The 24,791-nt window shown below is 75.4% G+C and carries 18 protein-coding genes and 1 riboswitch; of the genes, 7 read left to right on the forward strand and 11 right to left on the reverse strand.

What is annotated here, in order from left to right:
• The 6 genes from AB0L40_RS15900 to AB0L40_RS15925 all read right to left on the reverse strand — a co-directional run.
• On the reverse strand, positions 1–1,919 hold a 1,919-nt coding region (locus tag AB0L40_RS15900), incomplete at its 3' end, for an NERD domain-containing protein (RefSeq protein ID WP_364356311.1).
• 332 nt (positions 1,920–2,251) lie between these two features.
• Positions 2,252–3,358 carry an iron chelate uptake ABC transporter family permease subunit gene (locus AB0L40_RS15905; RefSeq protein ID WP_364356314.1) on the reverse strand — a complete coding sequence of 369 codons (1,107 nt, stop codon included), beginning with the start codon at positions 3,356–3,358 and terminating at the stop codon, positions 2,252–2,254.
• Positions 3,355–4,422 carry an iron chelate uptake ABC transporter family permease subunit gene (locus AB0L40_RS15910; RefSeq protein ID WP_364356317.1) on the reverse strand — a complete coding sequence of 356 codons (1,068 nt, stop codon included), beginning with the start codon at positions 4,420–4,422 and terminating at the stop codon, positions 3,355–3,357. The genes AB0L40_RS15905 and AB0L40_RS15910 overlap by 4 nt, the downstream gene beginning before the upstream one ends.
• Positions 4,419–5,843 carry an enterochelin esterase gene (gene fes / locus AB0L40_RS15915; protein WP_364356321.1) on the reverse strand — a complete coding sequence of 475 codons (1,425 nt, stop codon included), beginning with the start codon at positions 5,841–5,843 and terminating at the stop codon, positions 4,419–4,421. The genes AB0L40_RS15910 and fes overlap by 4 nt, the downstream gene beginning before the upstream one ends.
• Positions 5,840–6,886, reverse strand: coding sequence for an iron-siderophore ABC transporter substrate-binding protein (locus tag AB0L40_RS15920; protein ID WP_364356324.1), 1,047 nt, complete (start codon positions 6,884–6,886; stop codon positions 5,840–5,842). The genes fes and AB0L40_RS15920 overlap by 4 nt, the downstream gene beginning before the upstream one ends.
• Before the next feature lie 124 nt (positions 6,887–7,010).
• Positions 7,011–8,033 carry an iron-siderophore ABC transporter substrate-binding protein gene (locus AB0L40_RS15925; RefSeq protein ID WP_364356327.1) on the reverse strand — a complete coding sequence of 341 codons (1,023 nt, stop codon included), beginning with the start codon at positions 8,031–8,033 and terminating at the stop codon, positions 7,011–7,013.
• Between the two features lie 226 nt (positions 8,034–8,259).
• On the opposite strand from AB0L40_RS15925, the gene AB0L40_RS15930 reads away from it, so the two are divergent.
• The 4 genes from AB0L40_RS15930 (at position 8,260) to AB0L40_RS15945 (ending at position 13,244) form a co-directional block, all read left to right on the forward strand.
• Positions 8,260–8,688, forward strand: a complete 429-nt coding sequence (locus AB0L40_RS15930) for a hypothetical protein (protein WP_364356330.1) — start codon at positions 8,260–8,262, stop codon at positions 8,686–8,688.
• 8 nt (positions 8,689–8,696) lie between these two features.
• The gene (locus AB0L40_RS15935; RefSeq protein WP_364356333.1) at positions 8,697–9,746 is read left to right on the forward strand and encodes a hypothetical protein; all 1,050 of its coding nucleotides are present in this window, start codon (positions 8,697–8,699) and stop codon (positions 9,744–9,746) included.
• A gap of 11 nt (positions 9,747–9,757) precedes the next feature.
• Complete coding sequence (locus tag AB0L40_RS15940; RefSeq protein ID WP_364356336.1) at positions 9,758–11,410, forward strand: hypothetical protein; 1,653 nt, start codon at positions 9,758–9,760, stop codon at positions 11,408–11,410.
• A 373-nt stretch (positions 11,411–11,783) separates the two neighbouring features.
• On the forward strand, positions 11,784–13,244 hold the full coding sequence (locus AB0L40_RS15945; RefSeq protein ID WP_364356339.1) for a YncE family protein: 1,461 nt from the start codon (positions 11,784–11,786) through the stop codon (positions 13,242–13,244).
• Between the two features lie 112 nt (positions 13,245–13,356).
• On the opposite strand, the gene AB0L40_RS15950 is transcribed toward AB0L40_RS15945, so the two are convergent.
• The 3 genes from AB0L40_RS15950 to metE form a co-directional block, all read right to left on the reverse strand.
• Positions 13,357–14,478 carry a hypothetical protein gene (locus AB0L40_RS15950; protein ID WP_364356342.1) on the reverse strand — a complete coding sequence of 374 codons (1,122 nt, stop codon included), beginning with the start codon at positions 14,476–14,478 and terminating at the stop codon, positions 13,357–13,359.
• 132 nt (positions 14,479–14,610) lie between these two features.
• Positions 14,611–15,660, reverse strand: coding sequence for a hypothetical protein (locus AB0L40_RS15955; RefSeq protein ID WP_364356345.1), 1,050 nt, complete (start codon positions 15,658–15,660; stop codon positions 14,611–14,613).
• Positions 15,657–18,173 (reverse strand): 5-methyltetrahydropteroyltriglutamate--homocysteine S-methyltransferase, encoded by a 2,517-nt coding sequence (gene metE / locus AB0L40_RS15960; RefSeq protein WP_364356348.1) that lies wholly within the window; start codon positions 18,171–18,173, stop codon positions 15,657–15,659. Before metE ends, AB0L40_RS15955 begins: the two co-directional genes overlap by 4 nt.
• Positions 18,174–18,237: 64 nt before the next feature.
• Positions 18,238–18,441, reverse strand: a riboswitch (cobalamin riboswitch).
• A gap of 146 nt (positions 18,442–18,587) precedes the next feature.
• On the opposite strand from metE, the gene AB0L40_RS15965 reads away from it, so the two are divergent.
• Complete coding sequence (locus tag AB0L40_RS15965; RefSeq protein WP_364356351.1) at positions 18,588–20,063, forward strand: cellulase family glycosylhydrolase; 1,476 nt, start codon at positions 18,588–18,590, stop codon at positions 20,061–20,063.
• A gap of 170 nt (positions 20,064–20,233) precedes the next feature.
• The gene (locus AB0L40_RS15970) at positions 20,234–21,418 is read left to right on the forward strand and encodes a hypothetical protein (RefSeq protein ID WP_364356354.1); all 1,185 of its coding nucleotides are present in this window, start codon (positions 20,234–20,236) and stop codon (positions 21,416–21,418) included.
• A 213-nt stretch (positions 21,419–21,631) separates the two neighbouring features.
• Here AB0L40_RS15970 and purU read toward each other — a convergent pair whose 3' ends face one another.
• Together purU and AB0L40_RS15980 are read right to left on the reverse strand one after the other, a co-directional pair.
• Positions 21,632–22,525, reverse strand: a complete 894-nt coding sequence (gene purU / locus AB0L40_RS15975; RefSeq protein ID WP_364356357.1) for a formyltetrahydrofolate deformylase — start codon at positions 22,523–22,525, stop codon at positions 21,632–21,634.
• A 327-nt stretch (positions 22,526–22,852) separates the two neighbouring features.
• The gene (locus tag AB0L40_RS15980) at positions 22,853–23,788 is read right to left on the reverse strand and encodes a helix-turn-helix transcriptional regulator (RefSeq protein WP_364356360.1); all 936 of its coding nucleotides are present in this window, start codon (positions 23,786–23,788) and stop codon (positions 22,853–22,855) included.
• A gap of 100 nt (positions 23,789–23,888) precedes the next feature.
• Here AB0L40_RS15980 and AB0L40_RS15985 point away from each other — a divergent pair, with 100 nt between their 5' ends.
• Positions 23,889–24,713 (forward strand): SDR family NAD(P)-dependent oxidoreductase, encoded by an 825-nt coding sequence (locus tag AB0L40_RS15985; protein ID WP_364356363.1) that lies wholly within the window; start codon positions 23,889–23,891, stop codon positions 24,711–24,713.
• Positions 24,714–24,791: the final 78 nt, after the last annotated feature.

The raw sequence follows: 24,791 nt of genomic DNA on the forward strand, positions 1-24,791 counted from the left end.
CGCTTGGTGTCGATGACCCAAATCCCGGACGGTGCGATCGCGATGTGATCGATGTTTGCGTGCGTCCGCGGGACGCGGCGGTCGTGCAGCACGACTACCTTGATCGTCAGCGTGTAGCGGCCCTTCTTGCCGGTCTTCAGGGTCACGGTCAGCGTGCCCTTGGAGCTCAGCGTGCCCTTGGCCGAGACGGACTTCGCGCCCTTGGCCTTGCGCTTGGCGGAGACCGTGACCTTGCCCTTGCCGAAGCGCTGCAGCTTCAGCGTGACGCGGACGCGGTTCTTCTTCGCGCCGGTGCGCTTGGCCGAGACGGTGACCTTGCCGACCGTCTTCGCCGGCTTCGGTGTGGTGGGCGTCGTCGGGACCGTCGGGGTCGTCGGCGTGGTGGGCGTCGTCGGGACCGTCGGGTTCGGGATCACCGGCGCGGCGGGCGGCGTCAGGTCGAGCGCGACGAGGGCGGAGTCCTCGTTCGCCGCGTCGGCGGCGGCGAAGCCGCTGTAGCCCGAGGCGACGACCTTGTAGCCGGTGCCCTTGGCGATCGTCGCGCCCCAGAGCGCGTCGGCGGTGCCACCGAGGTCGGTGACGACGGCGCCGGTCGGGGAGACCGAGGTGTCCGGCGTCCCGTCGGCCTTCAGGACGAGCGCGAGGGCGTCGGGGCCCGACTGGCCGAGCGCGACGATGCGGTCGTCCGGGAGGACCTCGATGTTGCGGCCGTTCTCGCTGTAGTGGCCGGCCGGCGTCGCCGGGTCCGCGCCCGGGACGAGCCGGTCGTAGTCGACCAGGCCGTTGGTGCCGAACGTCTGGTCCCAGGTGCCGTTGGTGTTGAAGCGGAACACGAGGACGTCGGACCCGTTGTTCGGGTTCGTGTCCCGGGCGCCGTAGCCGACGACGACGTACTTGCCGCCCTGCAGCTTGATGCCGTAGGCCTCGGCGCGGCCCGTCGCGCCGGCCACGTTCGCCGTCGCCACGCCGTTGGGGCCGAACGTCGTGTCCGGCGCGCCGTTGGCGTCGACCCGGATCAGGAACGGGCGGTTCTGCCCGCCGACCGGGCCGTACGCGGTGGTGACGTACTTGCCGTCCGCCAGCAGAAGCCCGCGGCGCGGGTTCTCGTTGACGTTGACGTCGGGGTTCGTGATCGGGGCCAGGCCGCCGGTCCCGAACGCCGGGTCCAGGACGCCGTTGGCCTTCAGCTGCGCGATGACGATGTCGCGGTCCAGGCGCGCCGGCGTGGACGAGTCGACGCCCTTGGACAGCGTCAGGAGGATCTGGCCGTCGGGGCGGACCACGACGTTGTAGCCGGCCTGGTCGGAGCTCAGCGTCGACGCCGAGCCCGTGCCGGGGATGACGTTGCGGCCGTCGCTGAGGTCGATCCGCGTGATGCCGTTGGTGCCGAACGTCGAGTCCAGCGTGCCGTTGGCGTTCAGGCGCGCGACGTAGGGGTCGATGTCGCGGCTGTCCGGCTTGCTGCCGTTCTGGACGGTCTCGGCCTGGCCGAGGACGACGATCTTGCCGTTCGGCTGCACGCCGATGCCGCGGGCCGTCTCGCCGGCGCCGGTGGGCGCCGCCTGGGCGGGGTTGCCGTTGATGGCGGGGCCGGGGAGGAACGGGCCCGGGGCGACGTCGACGACGGCGAGGCCGCCGTTGCCGAAGGCCGCGTCGAGCTGACCGTTCGGGAGCGTCTTCGTGATCGCGAAGGCGCGGTTGGTGCCGGAGACCGTGGTGTAGCCGGCGTTGTACGTGCCGCCGTCGGGAGCGGGCGCGGACGCCTGGTAGCGGTCGGACGCGACGGCGGACAGCGGCGTGAAGCTCACGCCGGCCGTGCCGAGGGTGGTGTCGAGGCCCGCAGCGCCCGCTGACGTGGCGAGCCCGAGGGTGAGGCCGGTGGCGAGGAAGGCCACCGTGCCGGCGGTGCGACGTTGCATCGCGATCTCTTCTGCTTGGGGGGCGAACCCGATGTCCACCCAGGTGGCGGGCACCCTAACAAGGTTTGCCTAACGAGGCATGCCTAATTAAGGCAAGCCGAAGAATCGTGCGACCCGAATCGAAGCGTTCCCGCACGCCAGATCGGGCCGCGGTCCGCTTCGGCGCACTCGCGATACCCGTGGCGCTCTCGCGCCACGGTGCCGCACAGATCGATGGTCCGCTCCGCCCGTCGGCACCGGACGTGGCGGCGAGACCGCGGTCTCGCGGCCCCGCCGTCCGGTGGGTCAACCCCACAACGATCCCGGGCGGCGCGGGCGGCCGACGACGACGCTCAACGCCGCCGCTGGTGCCACTCGTTGAAGAGCAGCCACATCAGGTAGACGCCGCCGACCGCGCCGGTCATCACGCCGACCGGGAGCGGGGTCGCCGGCCAGAGCCGCTGGGCGGCGAGGTCGCTGGCCGCGAGGAGCAGGGCGCCCATGACCGCCGACGGCAGCAGTCCCGGGCCGGTCGCGCGGGTCAGGCGGCGGGCGAGCTGCGGGGCGGCGAGCGCGACGAACGCGACCGGGCCCGTCGACGCCGTCGCGACCGCCGCGAGCGCCACGCCCACCGCGACCAGGGCGATGCGCGAGCGGTCGGTGCGGACGCCCAGCGCGGCGGCGGTGTCGTCGCCCATCTCGAGCATCCGCAGCGACCGGCCGGCGACCAGGGCGCACGGCAGGAGGATCAGGAGCGCCCCGCCGACCGGCAGGACGTGCTCCCAGCCGCGGCCGTTGAGGCTGCCGACGAGCCAGAGCCGGGCGCTCTGCGACGTCTCCAGCGTGACCTTCGTCAGCAGGAACGCGGTGGTCGACGCGAGCAGCGTCGAGAAGCCGATGCCGATCAGGACGATCCGGTAGCCCTGCGTCCCGCTGGCCCGGGCGGCGAGCAGCATCACCGCCGCCGCGACGACGAAGCCGCCGACGATCGCGCCGCCGGCCACCGCGAGCGTCCCGCCGCCGAAGACGGCGATCTGGAGGACCGCGCCGACGGCGGCGCCCTGCGTGAAGCCGATGACGTCCGGGCTGCCCAGCGGGTTGCGCGTCAGCGACTGGAAGATCGCGCCGGCGATGCCCAGCGCCGCACCGCAGAGGACCGCGTCGAGCACCCGCGGCAGCCGCAGCTCGGTGATGATCACGTCGGCGCCCGGGGGCCCGCCGCCGAACAGCGTCTGCAGCACCTCGCCGGCGTTCAGCGGGTAGTCGCCGGTGCCGACGCTGAGCACGCCGACGACGAGGACGAGGACGATCAGCAGCCCCGCGACGAGCACCGAGCGGCCGTCGACGCGCAGCGAGATCCGGTCGCCCTGCAGGCGCAGCACGCGGCCCGAGGGCGCGCGGCCGGGTCCGGGACCCGTGGACGCCGGCCCGGCGGGCGGCGTGGCGGTCGGGGCGCTCACAGCTGCGCGATCCGGCGGCGGCTGACGAGGGCGATGAAGAACGGCGCGCCGATGAACGCGGTGACGACGGCGACCTGGACCTCGGCCGGCGGGTCGATCAGCCGGCCGATGACGTCGGCGACGAGCAGCAGCGCCGCGCCGAGCACCGCGGAGTACGGCACGATCCAGCGCTGGTCGGGGCCGGTGATCGCCCGGGCGATGTGCGGGACGGTCAGGCCGACGAAGGCGATCGGGCCCGCGGCGGCGGTCGCGGCGCCGCTGAGCGCGGTGATCGCCAGCAGCGACAGGGCGCGGATCCGGCCGGGCTTCGCGCCCAGCGCGCGGCCGGTGTCGTCGCCGAGCGCCAAGACGTTCAGCGACCGCGTCAGCAGCAGCGCGAGGACCAACCCGGGCACGATGAACAGCGCCATCTGCCGAACCAGCGACGCGTCGCGGCCGCTGAGCGAGCCGACCTCCCAGTAGCGGAACTGCTCGAAGACCTGGGGCTTCAGCAGCACCATCGCGGAGATGAACGCGGTCAGCGCGGCGGTGACGGCGACGCCCGCGAGCGCGAGCCGCACCGGCGACGCGCCCGACCCGCCGCCGGCGCCGAGCGCGTAGACGACGAGCGAGACGACGGCCGCGCCGAGGAACGCGAACCACACGTAGCCGGACGGGGCGGTGACGCCGAGCGTCGCCATCGCGATCACGACCGCGGCGGCGGCGCCCGCGTTGACGCCGAGCAGGCCCGGATCGGCCAGCGGGTTGCGGGTCAGCGCCTGCATCAGCGCGCCGGCGACGCCCAGCGCCGCGCCGACGAGCAGGCCGAGGAACGTCCGCGGCACGCGCAGCTCGCGGACGATCTTCTCCGTCGGCGTCGTCGCGTCGTGCCAGAGCGCGTCCCAGACCTCGTGCGGCGGGATCGTCCGCGCGCCGACGGCGACGCTCGCGATCAGCGCGGCGAGCAGCACGGCGACCGCGACGAGCAGCCCGAGGGCCCGGACCGACGTCGTCCGGCGACGGGCGGCGGACTCCGGCGGGGAGGCTGCTGGGCGGCCGGTCGCTTCTGCGGTGGCGGTGCTCACGTGGTGGCGTCCGCGTCCGGGTCGATGACGGTGGACGCGCCGGGGGACGCAGGCGTGGCCGCGGACGACGGGCGGCCGGCGGGGGCCGTGCCGGACGCTGGGTCCGATCCGCGCAGTGCCGACGGCCCGAGGACCGCGATCAGCCCGTCGGCGAGCCCGCCGCGCCAGCAGAACGCGTCGTGGCCGCCCTCGTACTCGGCGAGCTCGTGCTCGACCCCGGCGTCGCGCAGCGCGCCGGCCAGGGCGCGGTGGGAGTGCAGGAGCACCCACTCGTCGCGGCCGACCTGGGAGTGCACGCGGACGCCGTGGGGCGGTCGCGCGCGGAGCTCGTCGACGACCGGCGACGGTGCGTCGGCGGCCGCCTGACCGCCCCACCACAGCGAGGCGGACTGGGCGATCACGGCGCCGACGCGGTCGGGCGCGTGGGCCGCGGCGCGCAGGACGGCGAGCCCCCCGAGACTCTGGCCCGCGAGCACCACGTGCTCGCGGCCCGGGCCGACGGGGTGACGCTCGCGCATCCACTGCGGCAGCCCGTCGGCGAGCAGCTCGAGATACGGCGCGCCGGTCGTCATGTCGTCCCAGCGGGTCGCGGTGTCGCCGCCGTCGACGAGCAGCGCGATCGTCGGCGGGATCCGCCCGGCGTGGTGCAGCGCGTCGAGGATGGTCGGCGCGTCGCGGCGCCCCGTCCACTCGTCGCCGTCGAGCAGGATCAGCAGGCGGTGGGGCTCGCGGGGCGGGCCGGCCGTCGCCGGGGGGACGTAGACCCAGGCGCGGCGGTGCTCGCCGGCGTGCAGGCCGGGGACCGCGACCTCCTGGACGGCCCCGCGCCGCGCTCCGGCGGGCAGGACGGAGTACGTCTGCGGCGGGGCGTCGGGCAGCTCGAGCACCGACAGCGGCGTGCCGCCGTGGATGCCCGGGAAGGTCCGGGGGTTGCGCGGGTCGGCGGCGGCGCGGGTGGCCAGGCCGCGCCAGCGCGACGCCGGGCCGAGCGCCGCGTCCTCGACCGGCCCGTCCCCGTCGTCGGCCGCCAGCGCGTAGGTGCCGTGCCACGCGGCCGACAGGACGAACGCGCGCCACCAGACGTCCGTGCCGGGCAGGCGCTGCAGGCTGCTCTCGTCCGGCAGCGTCGGGTCGGTCAGCTTGTTGGCGAGCAGCACGACGGCACGCGTGCCGTCCCCCGCGCCGTGACGGTCGCGCCACAGGAAGGTGACGATCCGCTCGTCGTCGTCGGGCGCGGGGTCGACGAGCGGGGTGCCGCCGACCTCTGCCGCGGCCCAGAACGCGGCGGTCGCAGACGCCGCGTCGGTGCCGGCGGCGAGCTCCGCGGCGAGCCCCTCGACCGCCGGGGACGGCGCGGTGCGCGGCGCCGGGTGCTTCGTCCAGCGCGGCGGCCGGGGCCGGGTGCGGGCGCCGTCGCTCACCGCGCGCGGCCCCCCGCCATCGTCCGCTCGACGTCGTCGAGGATCACCTGCTCGGCGTACCAGCCGCCCGCGCTCGTCCACGCCGAGCCGTCGACCGGGACGACCCGGCCGGCCCGGGACGCCCGCAGGTCCGTGAACCCGGGCGTCCGCCGGGCCGCGGCCACGGCGCGCTCGGCGGCCTTCGCATCCGCGGCGGACGTCGACACGCCGCCCCCGGAGCCGCCGCCGACCCCGAGCGCGCCGAGGAACAGCCAGTCGCCGTCGAGCGCCTCGATCCGCTCGAGGCTGACCGGCACGCTGTGCCCGGGACCGCGGCCGGCCTGGAACGCCGGCCGACGCAGGCCGAGGTCGCTGAGCACCCGTCCGGCCGCGACCTCGGACCGCACGACCGCGGGCAACCCGGTGCCGCCCCAGCGGACGACGCTGACGCGGGCCCGCGCGTTGCGCCCGAGCTTCGCGCGGATCCGCGTCACCCGCGCGTCGTACGTCCGCAGGAGCTCGGTGGCGCGCGCGCGGCGCCCGAGCACGTCGGCCGCATGACGGAACGCGACCTTCCAGTCCTCGCCGGTCTTCGACACGAACACGGCGGGGGCGAACCGCTCGAGCTGCTTCACGGTCGCGTCGTCGATCCGGACGGTGCCGTCGATCAGGATCGCGTCGGGCTTCAGCGCCGCGATCCGCTCGACGTTCGGCTGTCCGAGGACGCCGACCGTCTGCAGCCCCCGCGTGCGCGGCTGCAGGTACGCCGAGATCGTGCCCTGGCCGCGCCCGGCGGTCGTCGCGATCGGCTTGGCGCCCAGCGCGACGGCCGCGTCGAGCGTCGGCTCGCTGAGCGTGACGACGCGCTTCGGGACCTTCGGGACCATCACCTCGCGGCCGCGAGCGTCCGTGTAGGGGCGCGTCGCGGCGTCGCCGCCGCCGTCGGACGACGAGCCGCCGCAGGCGGAGAGGCCGGCACCGGCCGCGAGCGCCACGGCGAGCCCGAGGACGGGGCGGTGCCGGGCGACGGACGCCCGGGGGAACGGAGAACCAAGGGGGGACATGAACGACCTCCGGGGGCGAGCCGGCACGGGTGGACATTCCGGCACGGCCGGGCGACCGCGGACGACGGGTCCCGGTCGGGCCCGTCGGCGGACGCGCACCGCGGTCGTCGCGGCACGCCGGCCCTCATCGGGCCTTCCCGCCCGCGAGCGTGCGCTCGACGTCGTCCAGCACGACCTGCTCAGCGAGGTAGCCGCCGGCGCTCGTCCACGCGGAGCCGTCGACCGGCACGATCCGCTTGGCCTTGTACGCCTTGAGGTCCGTGAAGCCGGGGGTGTCCCGGGCGTAGTCGATCGCCTGGTTGGCGGCCTTGACGTCGGCCGGGGTGTCGGCGACGCCGCCGCCCGCTCCGCCGGCGCCGAGCGCGCCGAAGAAGATCCAGTCGCCGTCGAGCGCGTCGATCCGCTCGAGGCTGACCGGGACGGTGTGCCCCGGGCCGCGGCCGCGCTGGAACGCGGGGCGCTTCAGGCCCAGGTCGGTGAGGACGCGCGGGGCGGCGAGCTCGGACTTCAGCACGGCCGGCAGGCCGATGCCGCCCCAGCGGACGATGCTGATCTCGGCGCCGGCGTTGGCGCCCAGGCGGCCCTTGATCGACGCGACCCGGTCGTCGTACGCCTGGAGCAGCTTCGTGCCCTCGTCCTTGCGGCCGAGCACGTCGGCGGTCTGCTCGAACGCGGCCTTCCAGTCCGCGCCGTTCTTCGAGACGAAGACGGTCGGCGCGAACTTCTGGAGCTTGCCGACGATCGAGTCGTCCGGGGTGGCGGTGCCGTCGATCAGGATGACGTCCGGGCGCAGCGCTGCGATCCGCTCGATGTTCGGCTGGCCGAGGATGCCGACGCTCTGGACGCCGGCGGTGCGCTTCTGGAGGTACGCGGACACCGTGCCCTGGCCGCGGCCGGCCGTCGTGGCGATCGGCTTCGCGCCCAGCGCGACGGCGGCGTCGAGCGTCGGCTCGCTCAGCGCCACGATGCGCTGGGGCTTCGCCGGCAGCTTCAGCACCGTCCCGCGAGCGTCGGTGTAGGAGCGCGTGCCGCCGGATCCGTCGCCCGAGGACGAGGACCCGCACGCGGCGAGGCCGAGCACGACGGCGAGCGCCAGCGACAGCAGCAGCAGGCGGGCGGGGACGACCGCGGAGCGGACGGAGTTCACGGGTGGCACGGGGCTCCGGGGACCGGGTTCAGGACGCATCGCAGCAACGGCGCGAGCCGCTAAGGCGAACCTAACTAGGGTACCCGAATCAGTGCTATCGTGGCGCCTTCGAACGGGTTCCGCGACCGTCAGCGCCCTCGTGACGAGCCGCCCTCGCCCGGCCTGGACGGCCCGCGAGGCACGGCGCGACCCCGGCGTCCCCCCAGCATCGACCCGAGATCGGACCATGCGCACCACACTCCTCCCGTCCTTCCCCCGCCGCGCCGCCGTCCTCTCGACGGCCGCCACCGGCGCCGTCACCGCCGCCCTCCTGCTCGTCCCGGCCGCGCCGTCGGTCGCGATCCCGCCCGGCGGCGCGGTCGACCGCTCCAACGGCGCGAAGGTCAAGCTCTCGACCTCCAGCGTCAAGCGCGGCGGCCGGATCAAGGTGACCGGCACCAACTGGAGGTCCACGTCCTCGCGGGCGTCCGGCCGGTCGGAGGTCACGATCAAGCTCGACGACCGCGACATCCTGGCCGTCCTCCCGATCCGCAAGAAGCGGTTCTCCGGCTACGTGACGATCCCCCGCCCCGTCGCGAAGGGCCGCCACACGCTGCGCTTCCTCGCGTCGAAGCCGGCGACGAGCATCAAGAGCAAGACGATCAAGGTCCGCTGAACGTGCGCGTGCGCCGGCAGGACGACCGCCCCGTCGCGGTGCGCCGCGACACCCGTGGGACCCGGCGCGGCCGGCTGCTCGTCGCGGGCACGGCGACCGGCGTCACCCTGGCTGCCGCCGGCACCGCCGGCGCGCTGCCCCCGGGGGGCGCGGTCGACAAGCCGGGCACGCCCGCGGCGAGCCTCGAGATCACGAACCTCGCGGGGCTGCGCGAGGGCAAGGTGCAGTTCTGCGTGCGGGGGTCCGTCCTCAAGGACGGCTCGGCGCCCCAGCTGTTCATGCTCAAGTTCGACGACTTCGGCAGCAACGGCATCGGCCCGTTCCAGCCCGACGCCACCGGCACGTACTGCGGCGAGCTCTCCACCGACCGCACCGCGTTCTCGGCCGCCGCCGACGACAAGATCCCGGCCGATCTCTGCAACGGCGGCCAGCACTGGCTGCGCGTGTTGTCCGGCTCCTGGGCCGGGACCGCGGCGACGGCGACGGAGCGCAGCCTCGCGAAGGACTTCACGAGCGACGCCACCTGCGGCACCGGCGGAACGGCCGCGTGGCCGACCGTCGGCAGCATCGCGGAGCAGTACCGCGCGAAGGCCGGCGTCGCACTCCCGAGCACGCCGCCCGCCGGGACCCCCACGACCCCGGGCGGCCCGACCACCACTCCCGGGGGCTCCACCACGCCCGGTGGCCCGACCCCGGTCCCCGTGTTGACGGGCCTCGCGAAGATCCGCTCGACGACGGTCGCCGTCAGCGGCAGCACCGCCACCCTCCGCGTCCGCCGGACCGCCGCGGTGGGCGGCGGCAAGATCACGGTGCGCAGCGCCACCCGCCTCGCCGCCAAGGGTCGCAAGGGCAAGAAGATCCGCACCCTCGTGTCCGCGCAGAGGTACGCGCTGACCGGCGCCGTCGCCCAGAGCCTGCGCCTGAAGCTCACCGCCACCGGCCGGAGCGTCCTGCGCACCCGCAGGTCCCTCTCCGCCGTCGTGACGATCACCCCCACGGGCGGCAAGCCGACGACCACGCGTGTCGTCCTGCGTCCGACCAAGTCCACCAAGAAGTAGCCGAGGACCCCATGCAGCAGTCACCCGGGCTCGCGAGGGCCCTTCCCCGTTCACGCGCCGCGATCGCGACCACCGTCGCCCTCGTGCTCACCGTCGCCGCTGGCCTGTGGGCGACCGTCGCGTTCGCGATCCCGCCGGGCGGGCCGGTGGAGCTCCATCCGTCGGGGTGGACCGCGAAGCTCGACCGTCGTGTCGTGCCCAGCGGCGACGCCACCTACGGCGGCGTCACGAACCCCGGCAAGGTGACGTTCACCGTCGACGGTGCCCCGGCGGGAACCGAGATCAACGCAAAGATCGACGACGGCCTGGTCAAGCCTGCCGTCGCGCAGGCCCAGGACATCGTCAAGACGGTGACCGTCCCCGTTGGCGGCGGCCCCGTCAGCGGGACGATCGACCTGGCCACCGATGTCCTGCCCTCCGAGGTCGCGAAGCTCCGTAGCGGCCGGCACAACATCCGGCTCGTCGGGTCCGGCTACAGCTTCCGTCTCGACTTCGCGGTGCGTTCCGACCTCGCCCCCGGTGGCCCGGCCTCGGGGTCCGCGGGCCGCACTGCGGTCGTCGGCCCGGCCACCGACCAGCCGCTGGGCTGGGCGAACCTCAGCGAGCCCTACGGCTTCATCCCGCAGCTGCAGGTCGGCTCCCTGATTCCGTACCGGGCAACGGGCTTCGACCCGGGCCAGACGGTCGTCCTGAAGGTCGACGACAACGCCTTCCCGACGCCGGACCCGAACCCGCCGGTCCCGAGCGACCTCACGATCTGGGCGCTGTTGACGGCCGACTCCAACGGCGTCGTCAGCGGCGTGCTCGACCTGCCCTCGGTCACCGCCGCCGACCGCCAGGGCACCCACTGGCTCCGCTTCCTCACCGGTCTGTATGGCGGGACCAGCGGCAGTCAGTTCGCGCCGTTCGCGGTGAAGGCCGCGACGAACACCCGCGTCCTGAACGTCGCGACCGCCGCCCAGCGTGGCCGTGAGGTCGCGCTCTCGGGCACGGGGTTCAAGCGCGAGCCGGACGACTACACCCCCTTCCCGGCCGCCGGCCAGACGCTGACCGCACGGCTCGACGGCACGGGCCCCGCGGTGGACATCCGCGCTGACGGCGATGGCAACCTCTCCGGCACGTTGCCCGTCCCCGCGGACGCCGCGCTCGGCGAGCACACGATCGTCTTCTTCCAGGGCTTCCGCAAGGAGAGCGACTACCCGGAGGCCGTCTACCGCCGCAGCGTGACGGTCACCGAGTTCGTGCCGGACAAGGTCATCATCCAGCCGCCGACCGTCCCGACGGAGACCACCCCCATCGTGGTGCCGAAGCCGGTCCCGGCCCGCCCCGCGAAGGTCTCCTCGAAGTCGCTGAAGGCGACGAAGAAGGGCCGCGTATCGCTGTCGCTGCTGCGTCCGAGCGTCGCCGGCAAGGCCGCGGTGTCCGTGACCAGCAAGAAGAAGATCCGGCTGAAGGGCGCCAAGAAGGCGAAGATCCTCACGCTCGTGAAGAGCGCGACGTTCTCGCTGAAGGCCGGCACCGCCAAGCAGACCTCGGTGCTGTCGCTGAAGCTCACGAAGGAGGCGCGCTCGTACCTCAAGCGCGTCAAGTCCGTGAAGGTCGTCGTGAAGGTCGCCCCCAAGGGCGGCAAGGCGTTCACGAAGACGCTGACGCTCAAGGGCTGAGCCCTCCGGCCGGGCGATGCCCGGCCCCCTCGGCGCGGCGCTCCGGCGTCGCGCCCCGCGAAGGACCCCGGCCTCGGCTGGGGTCCTTCGTCGTTCCAGGAAGCGCCGTCCCGGGTCGGGGTGGTCGCCATCGGCTCGCTGTGGGCGAGGAAACGACGACCAGGCCCACACGCCGCCGGAGGTGGTCGCCATCGGCTCGCCGTGGGCGAGGAAACGACGACCACGTCTTCGCGACCGCCCGGCACCGTCGCCTCGGCGCGCTCGGGCACGTCCCCACGTGGAGTGGGCACCCCGCACGCACCGGCGCGATCCGCGCCATCGCGCTACTGTTCGGTGTGCCTACTTTTAGGCAACCCTATACAGGAGATTACCCATGATCCTCTCGTCCCCCCGAAGGTCCGTGTCCACCGCGACGCCGGCGTCCCGCGCCGACCGCCGCCGCTCCCGCACGGCCTCATCCGCCGGTCGCCGCGGCGCGACCGCCCTGGCCGTCGTCGCGCTCACCGCCGTCCCCGCGGCCGCGCTCGCGCCGGCCGCCTCCGCCGCCGCTCCCGCCGGCGCCACCGCTGCGGCACCCGCCGCCGCCCCGACCCTGACCGTCGCGTCGAGCCTCGGCGCCCCGGCCGTCGGCCTGCCCGCCACCGTCACCGGCGCCGGATTCACGGCCGGGTCCGCCGTCACCCTGACCTTCGACGGCGCGCCGATCTCGACCTCCGCCCCGGTCGCCGCCGACGACACCGGCGCGTTCACCGCGACGATCCAGGTGCCCGCCGGGATCCCGGTCGGCCCGCACGCCCTCGTCGCGACCGACGCCGCGGGCGTCACCGCCACCTCGTCGCGCATCTACGTCTTCGCGGCCCAGACCCCGATCTTCGGCGCCGAGCGCTTCACGGTCGCGCAGCAGCCGCTGAACACCGGCCTCTACCAGGCGCGCTACAGCCTCCGCCGCGACGCGCTGTGGGTCTCGTCGACGGAGTTCAAGGACGACGACACCACGCCGTCGAAGCTCGAGCTCGTCGACCGCCGGACCCTGAAGGTGCGGCGGACCATCGACGTCAGCGCCGACGGCGGGCAGACCGCGTTCGGGGTCGGCGTCGACGACCGCCACGACACCGTCTGGGCGACGAACACGCTCGAGGGCCAGGCCACCGTCTGGAGCCAGTCGACCGGCCGGCGGCTCGCCACGCTCGACGGCGTCGACCACGCCCGCGACATCGCGATCGACCCGGTCCGCGAGCGCGCGTACGTCTCCGCGTACGGCGGGAACCAGGTCGCGGTCTTCGACACGAAGCGCCTGACCCGGGTCGCCACCATCGACACCGGCGCGGACTCCGGTCCGACGAGCATCGCGCTCGACGTCGCCCGCGGCCGGCTCTACGTCGCGGCGCTCGACGAGAACGCCGTCCTGGCGATCGACACCCGCCGGAACGCGATCGCCGACCGCTGGCCGACCGGGCAGCGCGACGTCACCGGCCTGGGCGTCGACCCGATCCGCAACCGCGTCTACGCGACCGGCACGGCGTCCGGCGACGTCGTCCAGCTCGACGGCCGGACCGGCAAGGTCCGCTGGACCCGCGCCACCGGCGGCGGCGCGCTGAGCGTCACCCCCGACCCGATCACCGGCCGGGTCTTCGCGGCCAACCGCCTCGAGCGCTCGACCACCGTCCTCGACCCGAAGGACGGCAAGATCCTCGCCAACCTCGACGTCGGCCCGAACCCGAACAACGTCACGCTCGTCGGCGGCACCGCGTTCGTCGTCAACAAGGGCGAGCCGACGGAGGCCGGGCACGACACGATCACGAAGATCGCACCGGGGACCGTCGGGCGGCGGTAGGACACCGGGATGCCCGCGTCGCCGCGGGCGTCCCCCGACGCGACGGCGCCCGGGGCGCCGGCCGCCGGTCACGACCGCCGGGGCGGATCGCCCCGGCGATGGCGGAGCCTCGTCAGCCGACGAGGTCGAGCCCGAGGCAGGGCGGGCCCGGCTGCTTCGCCGGGTCGACGCCGGGCGCGACGCACTCGCCCGACAGGACCGGCGTGATGACGCTCCGGCCGTCGTCGAGCAGGAGCTCGTCGAGCGCGTCGGCGGACGGGACGACCGTCGCGGGGCGCACGAACGTCCGCCTGCCGGAGGCCGCCGAGAAGCGCTGGACGTCCCGCGGGTGGCCGCCGCCGAAGTTCCAGCGCGAGACGCCGAAGCGCGAGCCGTCACCCGAGGAGGTCAGGGCACCGAGGCCGTTGTCGGAGGCCCCGCCGGTGCTCTGCGACGTGAGCCGCACGACCTTCTTGCCCGGCCGCAGGAGCCAGACGATGTCGCCGATGCCGACGTCGCGGGCCCGGGAGGCGTGCAGCGCGACCGCGCCCTTCGCGCCGAGCGCCAGCGCCACCGACGAGTACTCGTCGGGGACGGTGTAGAGGACGCGGCTGGGCCGGCCCGCCGCCGTGGCGGTCCGCACCCGGGTGTGTCCGCCGGAGACGCGGGTGAACGCGGTCCGTCCGCCGCGCATCACCGCCGCGTCGTCGTTGCGGTTCTGCCCGCGCAGCCGGGTCGGCCGTCCCTGCCCGTCGGCCCGGACGACGTAGATGCCCTCGGCGCCGGTGACGAGCAGCACGGGGTGGTTCGCCGCGTCCGTCCCCAGCGAGACCGCGAGCGGGTAGGTCGGCAGCTTGGCCGTCAGCGTCCGCGGCGTGCTGCCGGGCGCGTCGAGGACGACGGCCTCGGCGAGCCGGTACGAGCCGTCCTTGTTGAGCTTCCCCTTCGGGCGCAGCCAGGCGACACGAGCGCCCTGGACGCTGACGCTGATCGGCACCGCGGCGTCGAGGACCGTACGCGGGGCCGGGGCCGGCGTCGCAGGAGGACCCGCCGCGGACGCCGCGCCGACGGTCGACAGGGCGCCGGTGCAGGCGAGGACCGCGACGGCGACGGTCCGCAGGCGGCGACGCCCGGGGCCGCGGACTGCGGTCGGCGGAGCGCCCGGATCGGCGGACGACGGGCCACCGGGGTCGGCGAACGACGGAGCGCTCGGGGCGGCCGGGGTCGTGGTGAGTGGGAGCGGGGGGACACGCACACGACCTACAACCCCCGGCCCGGCCGAAGGGCGTCCCTGGCGCCCGAATCCTCACGAACGAGCGGCGACGCGCCACGTCTCGGCCGGGGCGGGCACGACGCTCGACGACGCCGTGCTCCGCCCCCGCGCCGGTCAGCGCCGCACGCCCACCCGCGGCGACGACCGCCAGGTCGCCGCGACCGCCGCGGCGCCCGCGTCCAGGACCGACGCGACGAGGCGCTCGCGGTCCGGGGCGAGCCGACCGGTGCCACACGACGGCGTCATCAGGCTGTGGGCGACCAGCGCCTCGACGGACGCGCCGGTCGCGGTGATCGCGCCGACGCCGGCCGCGACGCGCGAGGCGACGTCGAACGCGGCGTCGGGGCGCACCGGGTCGACGGCGCCCCACGCGATCCGGGTGCCGCGCGCGACGAGCTCGGCGAGCACCTCGGCGCCCGCCCCGCCGACGGCGTAGCGGGTGGCGTCGAACGAGATCACGTCCGGCTCGGCCGCGCGCACCAGGCCCCACGGGATCTCGGAGCAGACGTGCAGCCCCCAGGCGGCCGCGGTGCCGCGCAGGGGATCCCACACCGTCGCGTCGACCGCGGTGCCGACGTCGGACGGGCCGATCGCGGCGTGCGCGAGGCCCGGCTCGTCGACGACGAGCAGGACGTCGAGGTCCAGCTCGCGCAGCCGCGCGACCTGGCCGGCGACGTTCGACGCCATCCACGCCGCGACCTCGTGCGCGAGCGCCACGACGTCGCGGCCGACGCCGGAGCGCCCGGCCGCCCGCTCCATCGCGACGGCCAGGGTCACGGGACCGGTGGCCTGGAGCTTCACGATCCCGTGCTCGGGCGCGTCGCGACCGGCGACCGCCCGCGCGTCGCGTGCGTCCCCGGCCACCGCGTCGCCGCCGGCCGCGGGCCCGCGAGCACCGGATCCCGCGGGCGCCACGGCCGCGACGAACGCGTCCCACGCCGCCGGGCGCTCGCGGTCGCGCTCCGTCGTCCAGCCGCACGGCGTCCGCGACCACTCGGCACCGAGCCACTCGCGGACCATGTCGCCGTCGACCCGCGGCAGCTGCGGACAGAACGGCACGCCGTAGGCGCGGGTCGCGTGGCGGACCGCGGCGTGCGGGTCCACGAACGGCAGGCTGCCGACGCCCGTGGTGGCGAGCGGCGGCAGGCGGTCCAGCGGGCTCATGCGACCGCCGGCTCCCCCACCGCGACCCGGCGCCGGCGCGCGGCTTCGACGAGGTTGCGCAGGGCGGGGAGCGTCTCCTCCCAGCCGCGGGTCTTCAGGCCGCAGTCCGGGTTGACCCACAGCTGCTGCACCGACAGGTGCTTCTGTGCGTCGACGAGGAGCGCCTCGATCTCCTCGACCGTCGGGACGCGCGGCGCGTGGATGTCGTAGACGCCGGGGCCGATCTCGCCGGGGTAGTCGAAGCTCGAGAAGACCTCGAGCAGCTCCATGCCCGAGCGCGACGCCTCGACCGAGAGGACGTCGGCGTCCAGGCGGGCGATGTGCTCGATCATCTCGTTGAACTCCGAGTAGCACATGTGCGTGTGGATCTGGGTGTCCGGACGCGCCGGCGCCGAGGTCAGCCGGAAGCAGTCGACGGCCCAGCGGACGTAGTCGTCCTGGTCCTCCCGGCGCAGCGGCAGGCCCTCGCGCAGCGCGGCCTCGTCGACCTGGATCACGGCGCAGCCGGCGGCCTCGAGGTCGACGACCTCGTCCTGGATCGCCAGGCCGATCTGCCGGCAGGTCTCCTGCCGCGGCTGGTCGTCGCGCACGAACGACCACTGCAGGATCGTCACGGGCCCGGTGAGCATGCCCTTCATCGGGCGCGCGGTCCGCGACTGCGCGTACGCCCACCACGACACGGTCATCGGCTTCGGCCGCGAGACGTCGCCGAAGAGGATCGGCGGCTTCACGCAGCGGCTGCCGTAGGACTGCACCCAGCCGTAGGCGGAGAACGCGAAGCCCTCCAGCTGCTCGCCGAAGTACTCGACCATGTCGTTGCGCTCGGGCTCGCCGTGCACGAGGACGTCGAGGTCGAGCTCCTCCTGCACGCGGACGACCTCGTCGATCTCGGCCTTCAGGAAGTCCTCGTAGGTCGCGGCGTCGATGTCCCCGCTGCGCCGGCGGCGGCGCATGTTGCGGATCTTCGACGTCTGCGGGTACGAGCCGATCGTCGTGGTCGGCAGCAGCGGCAGGCCCAGGCGCGCCTTCTGCGCGGCGAGCCGGTCGGCGATCGGGGCCGGGCGGGCGTGGTCGGCCTCGGTGACGGCGGCGGCGCGCGAGCGGACCGCGGCGTCGTTGGTGCGCGGCGACGAGCGGCGCGACGCGATCCGGGCGCGCGACTCCTGCAGCAGGTCGTCGCGGCCGACGGCGTCGGCGCCCAGCGCGCGGTGCAGCAGCGCGAGCTCATCGAGCTTCTCCTCGCCGAACGCCAGCCACGAGCGCAGCTCGTCGTCCAGCCCGGTCTCGCGGCTCACGCGGTACGGCGCGTGCAGCAGCGAGCAGGACGGGGCGATCGTCACGCGATCGGAGCCGATCCGCTGGACGACGCGGTCGAGCAGGTCCAGCGCGCGATCGGGGTCGGTCGCCCAGACGTTGCGGCCGTCGACGACGCCGGCCGACAGCCGGGCGCCCTCCGGCAGCGCGTCGAGCACGGCGTCCAGCTGCTGCGGGGCGCGCACGAGGTCGACGTGCAGCTCGCTCAGCGGCAGCGCCGAGATCCGGCGCAGGACGCGGTCGTCGAGGCGGTCGAAGTACGTCGCCAGGGCGATGCCGGGGCGGGCCGTCGCGCCGCCGGCCGTTCCCTCGGCGGACGGTCCTCCGGCGGACGCGGCCCGAGCGGACGCCGCCCCGGCGACGGCACCGGCGACCGCGCCGCCGACGGACCGTCGGCCGGAAGCCAGCGCGCCGTACGCCTGCGCGAACGCGTCGAGCTCGGCGTCGGTGCGGTCGAGGACCAGGACGGGCTCGTCGAGCTGGACCTCCTCGACGCCCTCGGCGGCGAGCAGGTCGAGGAACGCGCCGTAGACCTCGACGAGCGCGGGCAGCAGGGCCAGGCGGTCGACGCTCGCGTCCGCGGGCTTGCCGAGCAGCAGCAGCGAGAGCGGTCCGAGGACGACCGGGCGCAGCGCGGGGCCGGTCGTGCCGGTGCTCTGGCGGGCCTCGCGCAGGTGGGCGAGCCAGCGGCCCGGGCGCAACGCGAACGTCTGCCCGGCCGCGATCTCCGGCACGAGGTAGTGGTAGTTCGTGTCCAGCCACTTCGTCATCTCGAGCGGCGTCGTGGTCGCGTCGCCGCGGCACGCGAGGAAGTGGCGGCGCAGCGCCTCCTCGGACGTGACGACGCTCGCGTCGGCGGGGAGCGGGTCGCCGGTGGCAGCGCCCTCCGACGTCGGGGCGCCGGACCCCGCGTGGTCGGCTTCGGACCGTGCCTGGCCGGGCGAGCCGCCGTGGCGCGGCGCGACGAGGCCGACGAGCTCGGCGGCGTCGAGGACGTGGTCGTAGAGCGCCTGGTCGCCGATCGGCAGGACGTCGATGCCGGCCTGTCGGGCGCGACCCAGGTGACGCGTGCGCAGCCCGCGGGCGGTCTGCTGCAGCTCCTCGGCCGTCAGTCGTCCGGCCCAGTGGGCCTCGAGCGCGACCTTGAGCTCACGGTCGGCGCCGATACGGGGGAATCCGAGCACAGCGGTGCGTGCCATCTTCTGTCTCCTTCTGCGATGGCCGTTACGCGCGGCCACGGTTGTCAGAAGCGCTGCGGAGCTGAGCCCCGGGCGCAGAGTCGACAGGTCTTCGGACTCGGATGCGCTCGATCGTGGCCGCCTTCCCAGGCCGTCAGACGGATGGTCTGCCGGGTCCCAGTGGCGTCGTGGCCACGATCCGCATCCTCACCGCTGCGCGTCAGTCCCGGATTCACACCGGATTCCCTGACCCCGTCGGTTGGGGTGGATCGACTCCGAGAGGGACACTAGCGCGCGGCCAGGGATCGGCATAGCGGCCGGCCGGGCCGACGGGCCCCGGACCGCCACGACGCCGGCCGCCCGATCGGCCGTCCCGCCCCTTGACATCCGGCGTTCATCCGGGCTTCATGCGACCAGGAGCAGGCTGCACCGACCATGACGACCCGACGCCTCATCACCCTCCTCCTCTCCTCTCTCGCCGCGCTGCTCTTCGCGGCCGCCTCATCGTCCGCCGCGCCCGCCCCGAAGGTGGTCGGCAACCGCCTCGTCGACGCCACGACCGGCGCGGCGTTCGTGCCACACGGCGTCAACTGGCCGAGCTTCGAGTACGCCTGCCACTACGGCTACGGGTACTCGAACGAGGCCGGCCCGGCGACCGTCGGCCCGACCGACGAGCAGGCCCGGCTGATCGCCGGCTGGCACGCCAACGTCGTCCGCGTCCCGCTGAACCAGGACTGCTGGCTCGGGGACGACGGGCACCCCGCGGGCGGGCTGAACGCCCAGGGCTACCGCGACGCCGTCGCGGACTGGGTCGGCCGGCTGCACGCGGCCGGGCTCGCGGTGATCCTCGACCTGCACTGGAGCGGCCCGGACGGGATCCCCGCCGACGGCCAGCGGATGATGGCCGACGAGCGCTCGCCGGCCTTCTGGAGCTCGGTCGCCGCGCGCTTCCGCGACGACCCCTCGGTGCTCTTCGACGCCTTCAACGAGCCGTTCTCGCACGGCTTCGCCGACGGCACGACGCTGTCGCTCGGCTGGAGCTGCTGGCGCGACGGCGGGTGCCCCGGTGCGCGCGAGAGCGACGGGGCCGGGACGGCCGACCGCCGGACCTTCCTGATCGTCGGCATGCAGCCGCTGGTGTCCGCGATCCGCGCCACGGGCGCCCGCCAGCCGATCCTGCTGGGCGGCCTCGACTACGCCAACGACCTGCGCGGCTGGCTCGCCGCCCGCCCCGACGACGACCAGCTCGTGGCGAGCTTCCACAACTACGACGGGCAGCGCTGCGAGACCGAGGCCTGCTGGAACGCCGAGATCGCCCCGGTCGCCGCTCAGGTCCCGGTGGTCACCGGCGAGTTCGGCGAGACCGACTGCAAGGAGGACCACGACCGTCGCTACATGGACTGGGCGGATGCGCACGGCGTCGGCTACCTGGCCTGGCAGTGGGTCGTCCTCGCGCCGGACGAGCAGGCGAACCCCGCCTGCGCCGGCCTGGCCCTGATCAGCGACGTCCAGGGCACGCCGAACGCCCCGAACGGCACGGCGCTGAAGAGCCACCTCGACGCGCTGGCGGCGGGCGGGGGCGCGGCCGGCACGACCGGCGGCGCCGGCGGCGGCACCTCGGGCTCCGGCGACCGACGCGCGCCGCGGCCGACGAAGGTCCAGCTGCGCCGCACCCGTCGCGGCCTGGCGGTGCGGGTGCGCCTCGACGAGGCGGCGACCGTCCGCGCCACGCTGACCCGCCGCGGCACCAGCCGGCCGACGACGGTCAGCCGCAAGGTCGGCCGGGGCACGCACGTGGTGACGCTGCTGAAGCGCCGCCCCGCCCGCGGCCGCTACCACGTGAGCCTGCGGGCCACCGACGCCGCCGGCAACCGCTCCCGGGCGGCGGGCGCGTCGCTGCGGGTGCGGTAGCGGGACGCCCTGCCCGGCCGCCGGTCCGCCGCGCCGCGGACCGGGGCGGCCACGGCGTCGGGCGGGCGGCGCCGGCACCACGTCGCGGGCCGCCACCCTCGCCGCGGCCGGGGGCGGGAGGGCCCGGATCGCCCCGGATCGCCCGCCCGGACCGGGGATATCCTCGGCCGATGCGTGTGTCCCCCGTCCGACTCCCCCTGCCCGCGTTCGCCGGAGCCACCGTGCTCGCGGTCGCCGCCCCGTCCGCCGTCGCGGCCCCCGCCGACCCGAAGCCCGCCGCGGCGCTGACCGCGACGGCCACGGCGCCGGGCACCCCGGGGCAGGTCGCCTGGACCGACGGCCGGCTCGTCCGGGTCCGCGACGCGTCGGGCGCCCGGCGGACGGTCGCGCGCCTGCGCAGGCCGATCGACGCCCGCGACGGCCTGACACTCAGCCGTGACGGCCGGCGGCTCGCCGTGGTCGCGGAGGACGGCCTGTGGACCGTGCCGGTGGCCGACGGCGGGCCGGCGGTGCGGATCGGCGACCGGCTCGGCTACTACGAGCTCGTCCGCTGGTCGGCGGACGACCGGCGCCTGCTCTACGTCGGCGAGCGCTCCCTGAACCTCTGCGACGCCGCCGGGCCGTGCCGCGAGCTGCGCGACGACTCGGCCGACGAGTTCGGCGCGACGTGGGCGCCGGACGGCGGTGCCGTCGCGTACGTGCGGCGCCGTGGCAGCAGCGGCGGCGAGGACGATTCGGAGCCGGGCGACCTCGTCGCGGTCGACCTCGCGTCGGACCGCACCACGGTCGTCGAGCGCGCGACCGGCACGGGCGACCGCTTCGCCGGCCCGCTGCCCCCGACGTGGACCCGCGGCGGGCTCGCGTGGTCCTCGGCGCGGTACGCCGGCGAGGACGCCGACGCTCCCCAGCGCGTCCGCGTGCGGCTGCGCGGCGCCGACGGCCGGACGCGGACGCTGACGTCCTCGACGGTCACGCCGAAGAGCCCGGACATCCTCCTCGTCGGCGGCGAGGCGCCCGACGGGGCGGTCGCGGGCCTCCTGTTCAGCGACGGGGAGAGCACCGACTCCACCGCGGTGTCGCACGCCGCGGTGCTGGGTGCCGACGGCGTCCCCCGGCCGATCGGCCCCGCGATCCGCCAGACCCGTCGCACCCGGATGACGCTCCTCGGCCGCCTCGCCGACGGCCGGATCGCCGTCCAGTCGGAGTCGACCCGGAACGGACGCCTCTGGCGGACCGCCCTCTACGTCGTCGCGCCGGACGCGACCCGGCTGGGCGCACCGGCGGTGGTCGGCCAGGGCCCTGCGGGACGGGTCTCGGCCGCGATGGCCTTCCCCAACGACGCCTCGGCGTTCTGAGGACGGGCGGTCGCCGGGCCCGCGGCCGTCGACCGCACCGGGCCGGCCGGCCGTACCGGGCCGGCCGACCGCGACCGTCTCGCACGTCCGCCCGGCCGCGGCGCGCCCGAGGCCGGCGCGCCCGGGGCCCACTCCCGAAGGCCGGCCGATCATCACGCCCGACCGCGACGCGGCCACGATCCCCCACGGCCACGTGACAACCAGACCCACATATCAGAAGACGACCGTCTTCCCGCCGTGCTCGATGACCTTGTCCTCGGCGTGCCAGCGGACGGCGCGGCCGAGGACCATGCGCTCGACGTCGGCGCCCAGGCGGACCATGTCGGGGACCGACGAGCGGTGGTCGACGCGCACGACGTCCTGCTCGATGATCGGCCCGGCGTCGAGCTCCTCGGTGACGTAGTGGGCGGTCGCGCCGACGATCTTCACGCCGCGATCGCTGGCCCGCCGGTACGGCTCGGCGCCGGCGAACGCGGGCAGGAACGAGTGGTGGATGTTGATCACCGGCAGGCCGACGCGGCCGAGGAACCCGCCCGTGAGGATCTGCATGTAGCGGGCGAGGACGACGACGTCGCACGCGCCGTCGAGGAGGGCGAGGATCGCGTCCTCGGCCTCCTCGCGGTTGGCCCGCGTGGCCGGCACGTGGTGGTAGTTCAGCCCGAAGCGCTCGACGACGCCGCGGTGGTCGGGGTGGTTGGAGACGACGAACGCGATGTCGGCGCCACCCAGCTCGTCGCGCTGCCAGCGCCAGAGCATCTCCATCAGCGCGTGCGGCTCGCGCGACGCCAGCACCGCGATCCGCGGCCGGTTCTGCACCAGCGTGAGGCGCCAGCGCATGCCGAACCGGCCGGCGACCTCGACCGCGAACGAGGCCCGCAGCCGCTCGGCGGCGGCCTCCGGGGTCTCGGTCGGCCCGGCGTCGAGGTCGACGACCATCCGCATGAAGAAGTGCCCGTCGGCCGCGCCGGTCGAGTGCTGGTCGGACTCGACGATGTTGCCGCCGTGACGGGCGAGGAGGCCCGACACGGCGGCGACGATCCCTGGCCGGTCGGAGCAGTCGATCAGGAGCCGGGCGCGCAGGCCCGGCGACGCGGCGGCATCGGTCATCGGGCGACGGTAGCGCTGTACGCCTGCGCGGCGCGAGCGCGACAGCGGATCGTGCGGGGCCAGGCGGGCAGGCCGGGCGGACGGGCGGGGCCTCCCGGTCGCTCGCCGCACCGGCCGGGAGTTCCTCGGACGCCGACTCCGGGAACCCTTCCTGCCAGGTAGCGAGTCTGGTGCGCGCCGCGGCCTCGACCGGCCCGGGACCACCGCCACCAGGAAACCCTCCTGCCAGGTACCAACCCTGGCGACCGCCGCCGCCCCGACCGGCCCGGGACCACCGCCACCAGGAAACCCTCCTGCCAGGTACCAACCCTGGCGACCGCCGCCGCCCTACGCCGCCCCGGCCCGCGGCGCCCAGCCCGCGAGGAACCGCAGCGCGGCCTCGGCCTCGGAGCCCGGCTCGGCGGTGTAGGCGACGAGCATCAGGTCCGGGCGTTCGAGGAGGGCGAAGCGCTGGACGTCCAGGACCATCGGGCCGGCGACCGGGTGGACGTACTGCTTACGGCGCTGGTCGGAGCCACGGACGCGGTGGTCGCCCCACCAGCGGCGGAAGTCCGCGTCCTTGACCGACAGCTCGCCGACCAGGGCGGTGACGCGCGGGTCGTCGGGGTCGCGGCCGGCCTGCATGCGCAGCGACGCGACGCAGTCCTGCGCGACCCGTCCCCAGGCGCCGTAGAGCGAGCGGAACGCCGGGTCGAGGAAGGCCAGGCGGACCATGTTGCGGTGCTCCGGCGGCAGCGCCCCGAAGTCGGTGATCAGGGCCGCGGCCATGCGGTTCCACGCGAGGATGTCGCTGCACGGGCCCAGCACCATCGCCGGGGTGTCGCCGAGCGCCTCGAGCACCCGGAGCGTCGGGGCGGGGACGGACTGGGGTGTGGCGGCCCCGCGGCGGCGCGGTGGCGGTCCGGCGACGGCCAGCAGGTAGTCGCGGCCCGCGTCGTCGAGGGCCAGCGCGTCCGCGAGCGCGTCCAGGACCTGCCGCGACACGCCGGTCGAGCGACCCTGCTCGAGCCGCACGACGTAGTCGACGCTGACGTTCGCCAGCTGCGCGAGCTCCTCCCGCCGCAGCCCGGGGACCCGGCGGGGGCGGCCGTCGTCCGGCAGGCCGACGTCGGCCGGACCCACCCGGGCGCGGCTGGCGCGCAGGAAGTCCGCGAGGGAGGAGCGGGACGGCGCAGGGGCCGTCGCGCCGCGCGCCGCCGCGCGCCCGACGTCCGCCGCCGGGCGGCGCGGGCCGGTGCTGCCGGGGTCGCGACGACCGGACATGACTCCAGTGTCCCGCACCGCGGAGGCCCCCGGGTGGTACTGCCGGTCCTACGAAGCGCCATCTCTGGCAGGTCCACCCGAGGCGGCGCACCCTGGGGACATGACACAGACCTGGATCGTCACCGGCAGCGCCCGGGGCCTCGGACGCGACCTCACCGAGGCGGCGCTGGAGGCCGGGCACTCCGTCCTGGCCACCGCCCGCCGCCCCGAGCAGCTCGACGACCTCGTCGCCCGCTACGGCGACCGAGTGCGGCCGTTCGCGCTCGACGTGACCGACGCGGCCGGCGCGGAGGCGGCCGTCGCCACCGCCGTCGAGGCCTTCGGCCGGCTCGACGTCGTCGTCAACAACGCGGGCTGGGCGGATCTCTCGGCACTCGAGGACACGACGCTCGACAGCTTCCGCGCGCAGATCGACACGAACCTCCTGGGCGTCGTGTACCTGACCAAGGCCGCGATCCCGGTGCTGCGCGAGCAGGGCTCGGGCCACGTGATCCAGATCTCCTCCGTCGGCGGGCGCGTCGCGTCGCCGGGGCTGTCCGCCTACCAGGCGGCGAAGTGGGCGGTGGGCGGCTTCTCCGAGGTCGTCGCCGCCGAGGTCGCGCCGTTCGGCGTCCGGGTCACCGTCGTCGAGCCGGGCGGGATGCGCACGGAGTGGGCGAGCACGTCGATGACCATCCCGGAGGTCTCGGAGCCCTACCGCGACTCGGTCGGTGCCCGCGCCAGGTTCATGGACCAGGACATGTCGTGGGCCATCGGCGACCCGCGCAAGGTCGCCGACGTCGTCATCGGGATCGCGGCGCAGGACGACCCGCCGCTCCGCCTGCTGCTCGGCTCCGACGCGTTCACGATCGCGCGGGCGGCCGCGGACCGCAGGACCGAGGACGACCTGCGGCTGGAGTCGGTGAGTCGCAGCACCGACGCCTGAGGGGGTCGGGCGGGGCGGGTCGGGTCGGGCGGGGCGGGGAGATCGGAAGATCACACCACTGAACACCATACACATTCT

It is taken from the genome of Patulibacter sp. NPDC049589 (genome assembly GCF_040675535.1).
Taxonomy (GTDB): Bacteria; Actinomycetota; Thermoleophilia; order Solirubrobacterales; family Solirubrobacteraceae; genus Patulibacter.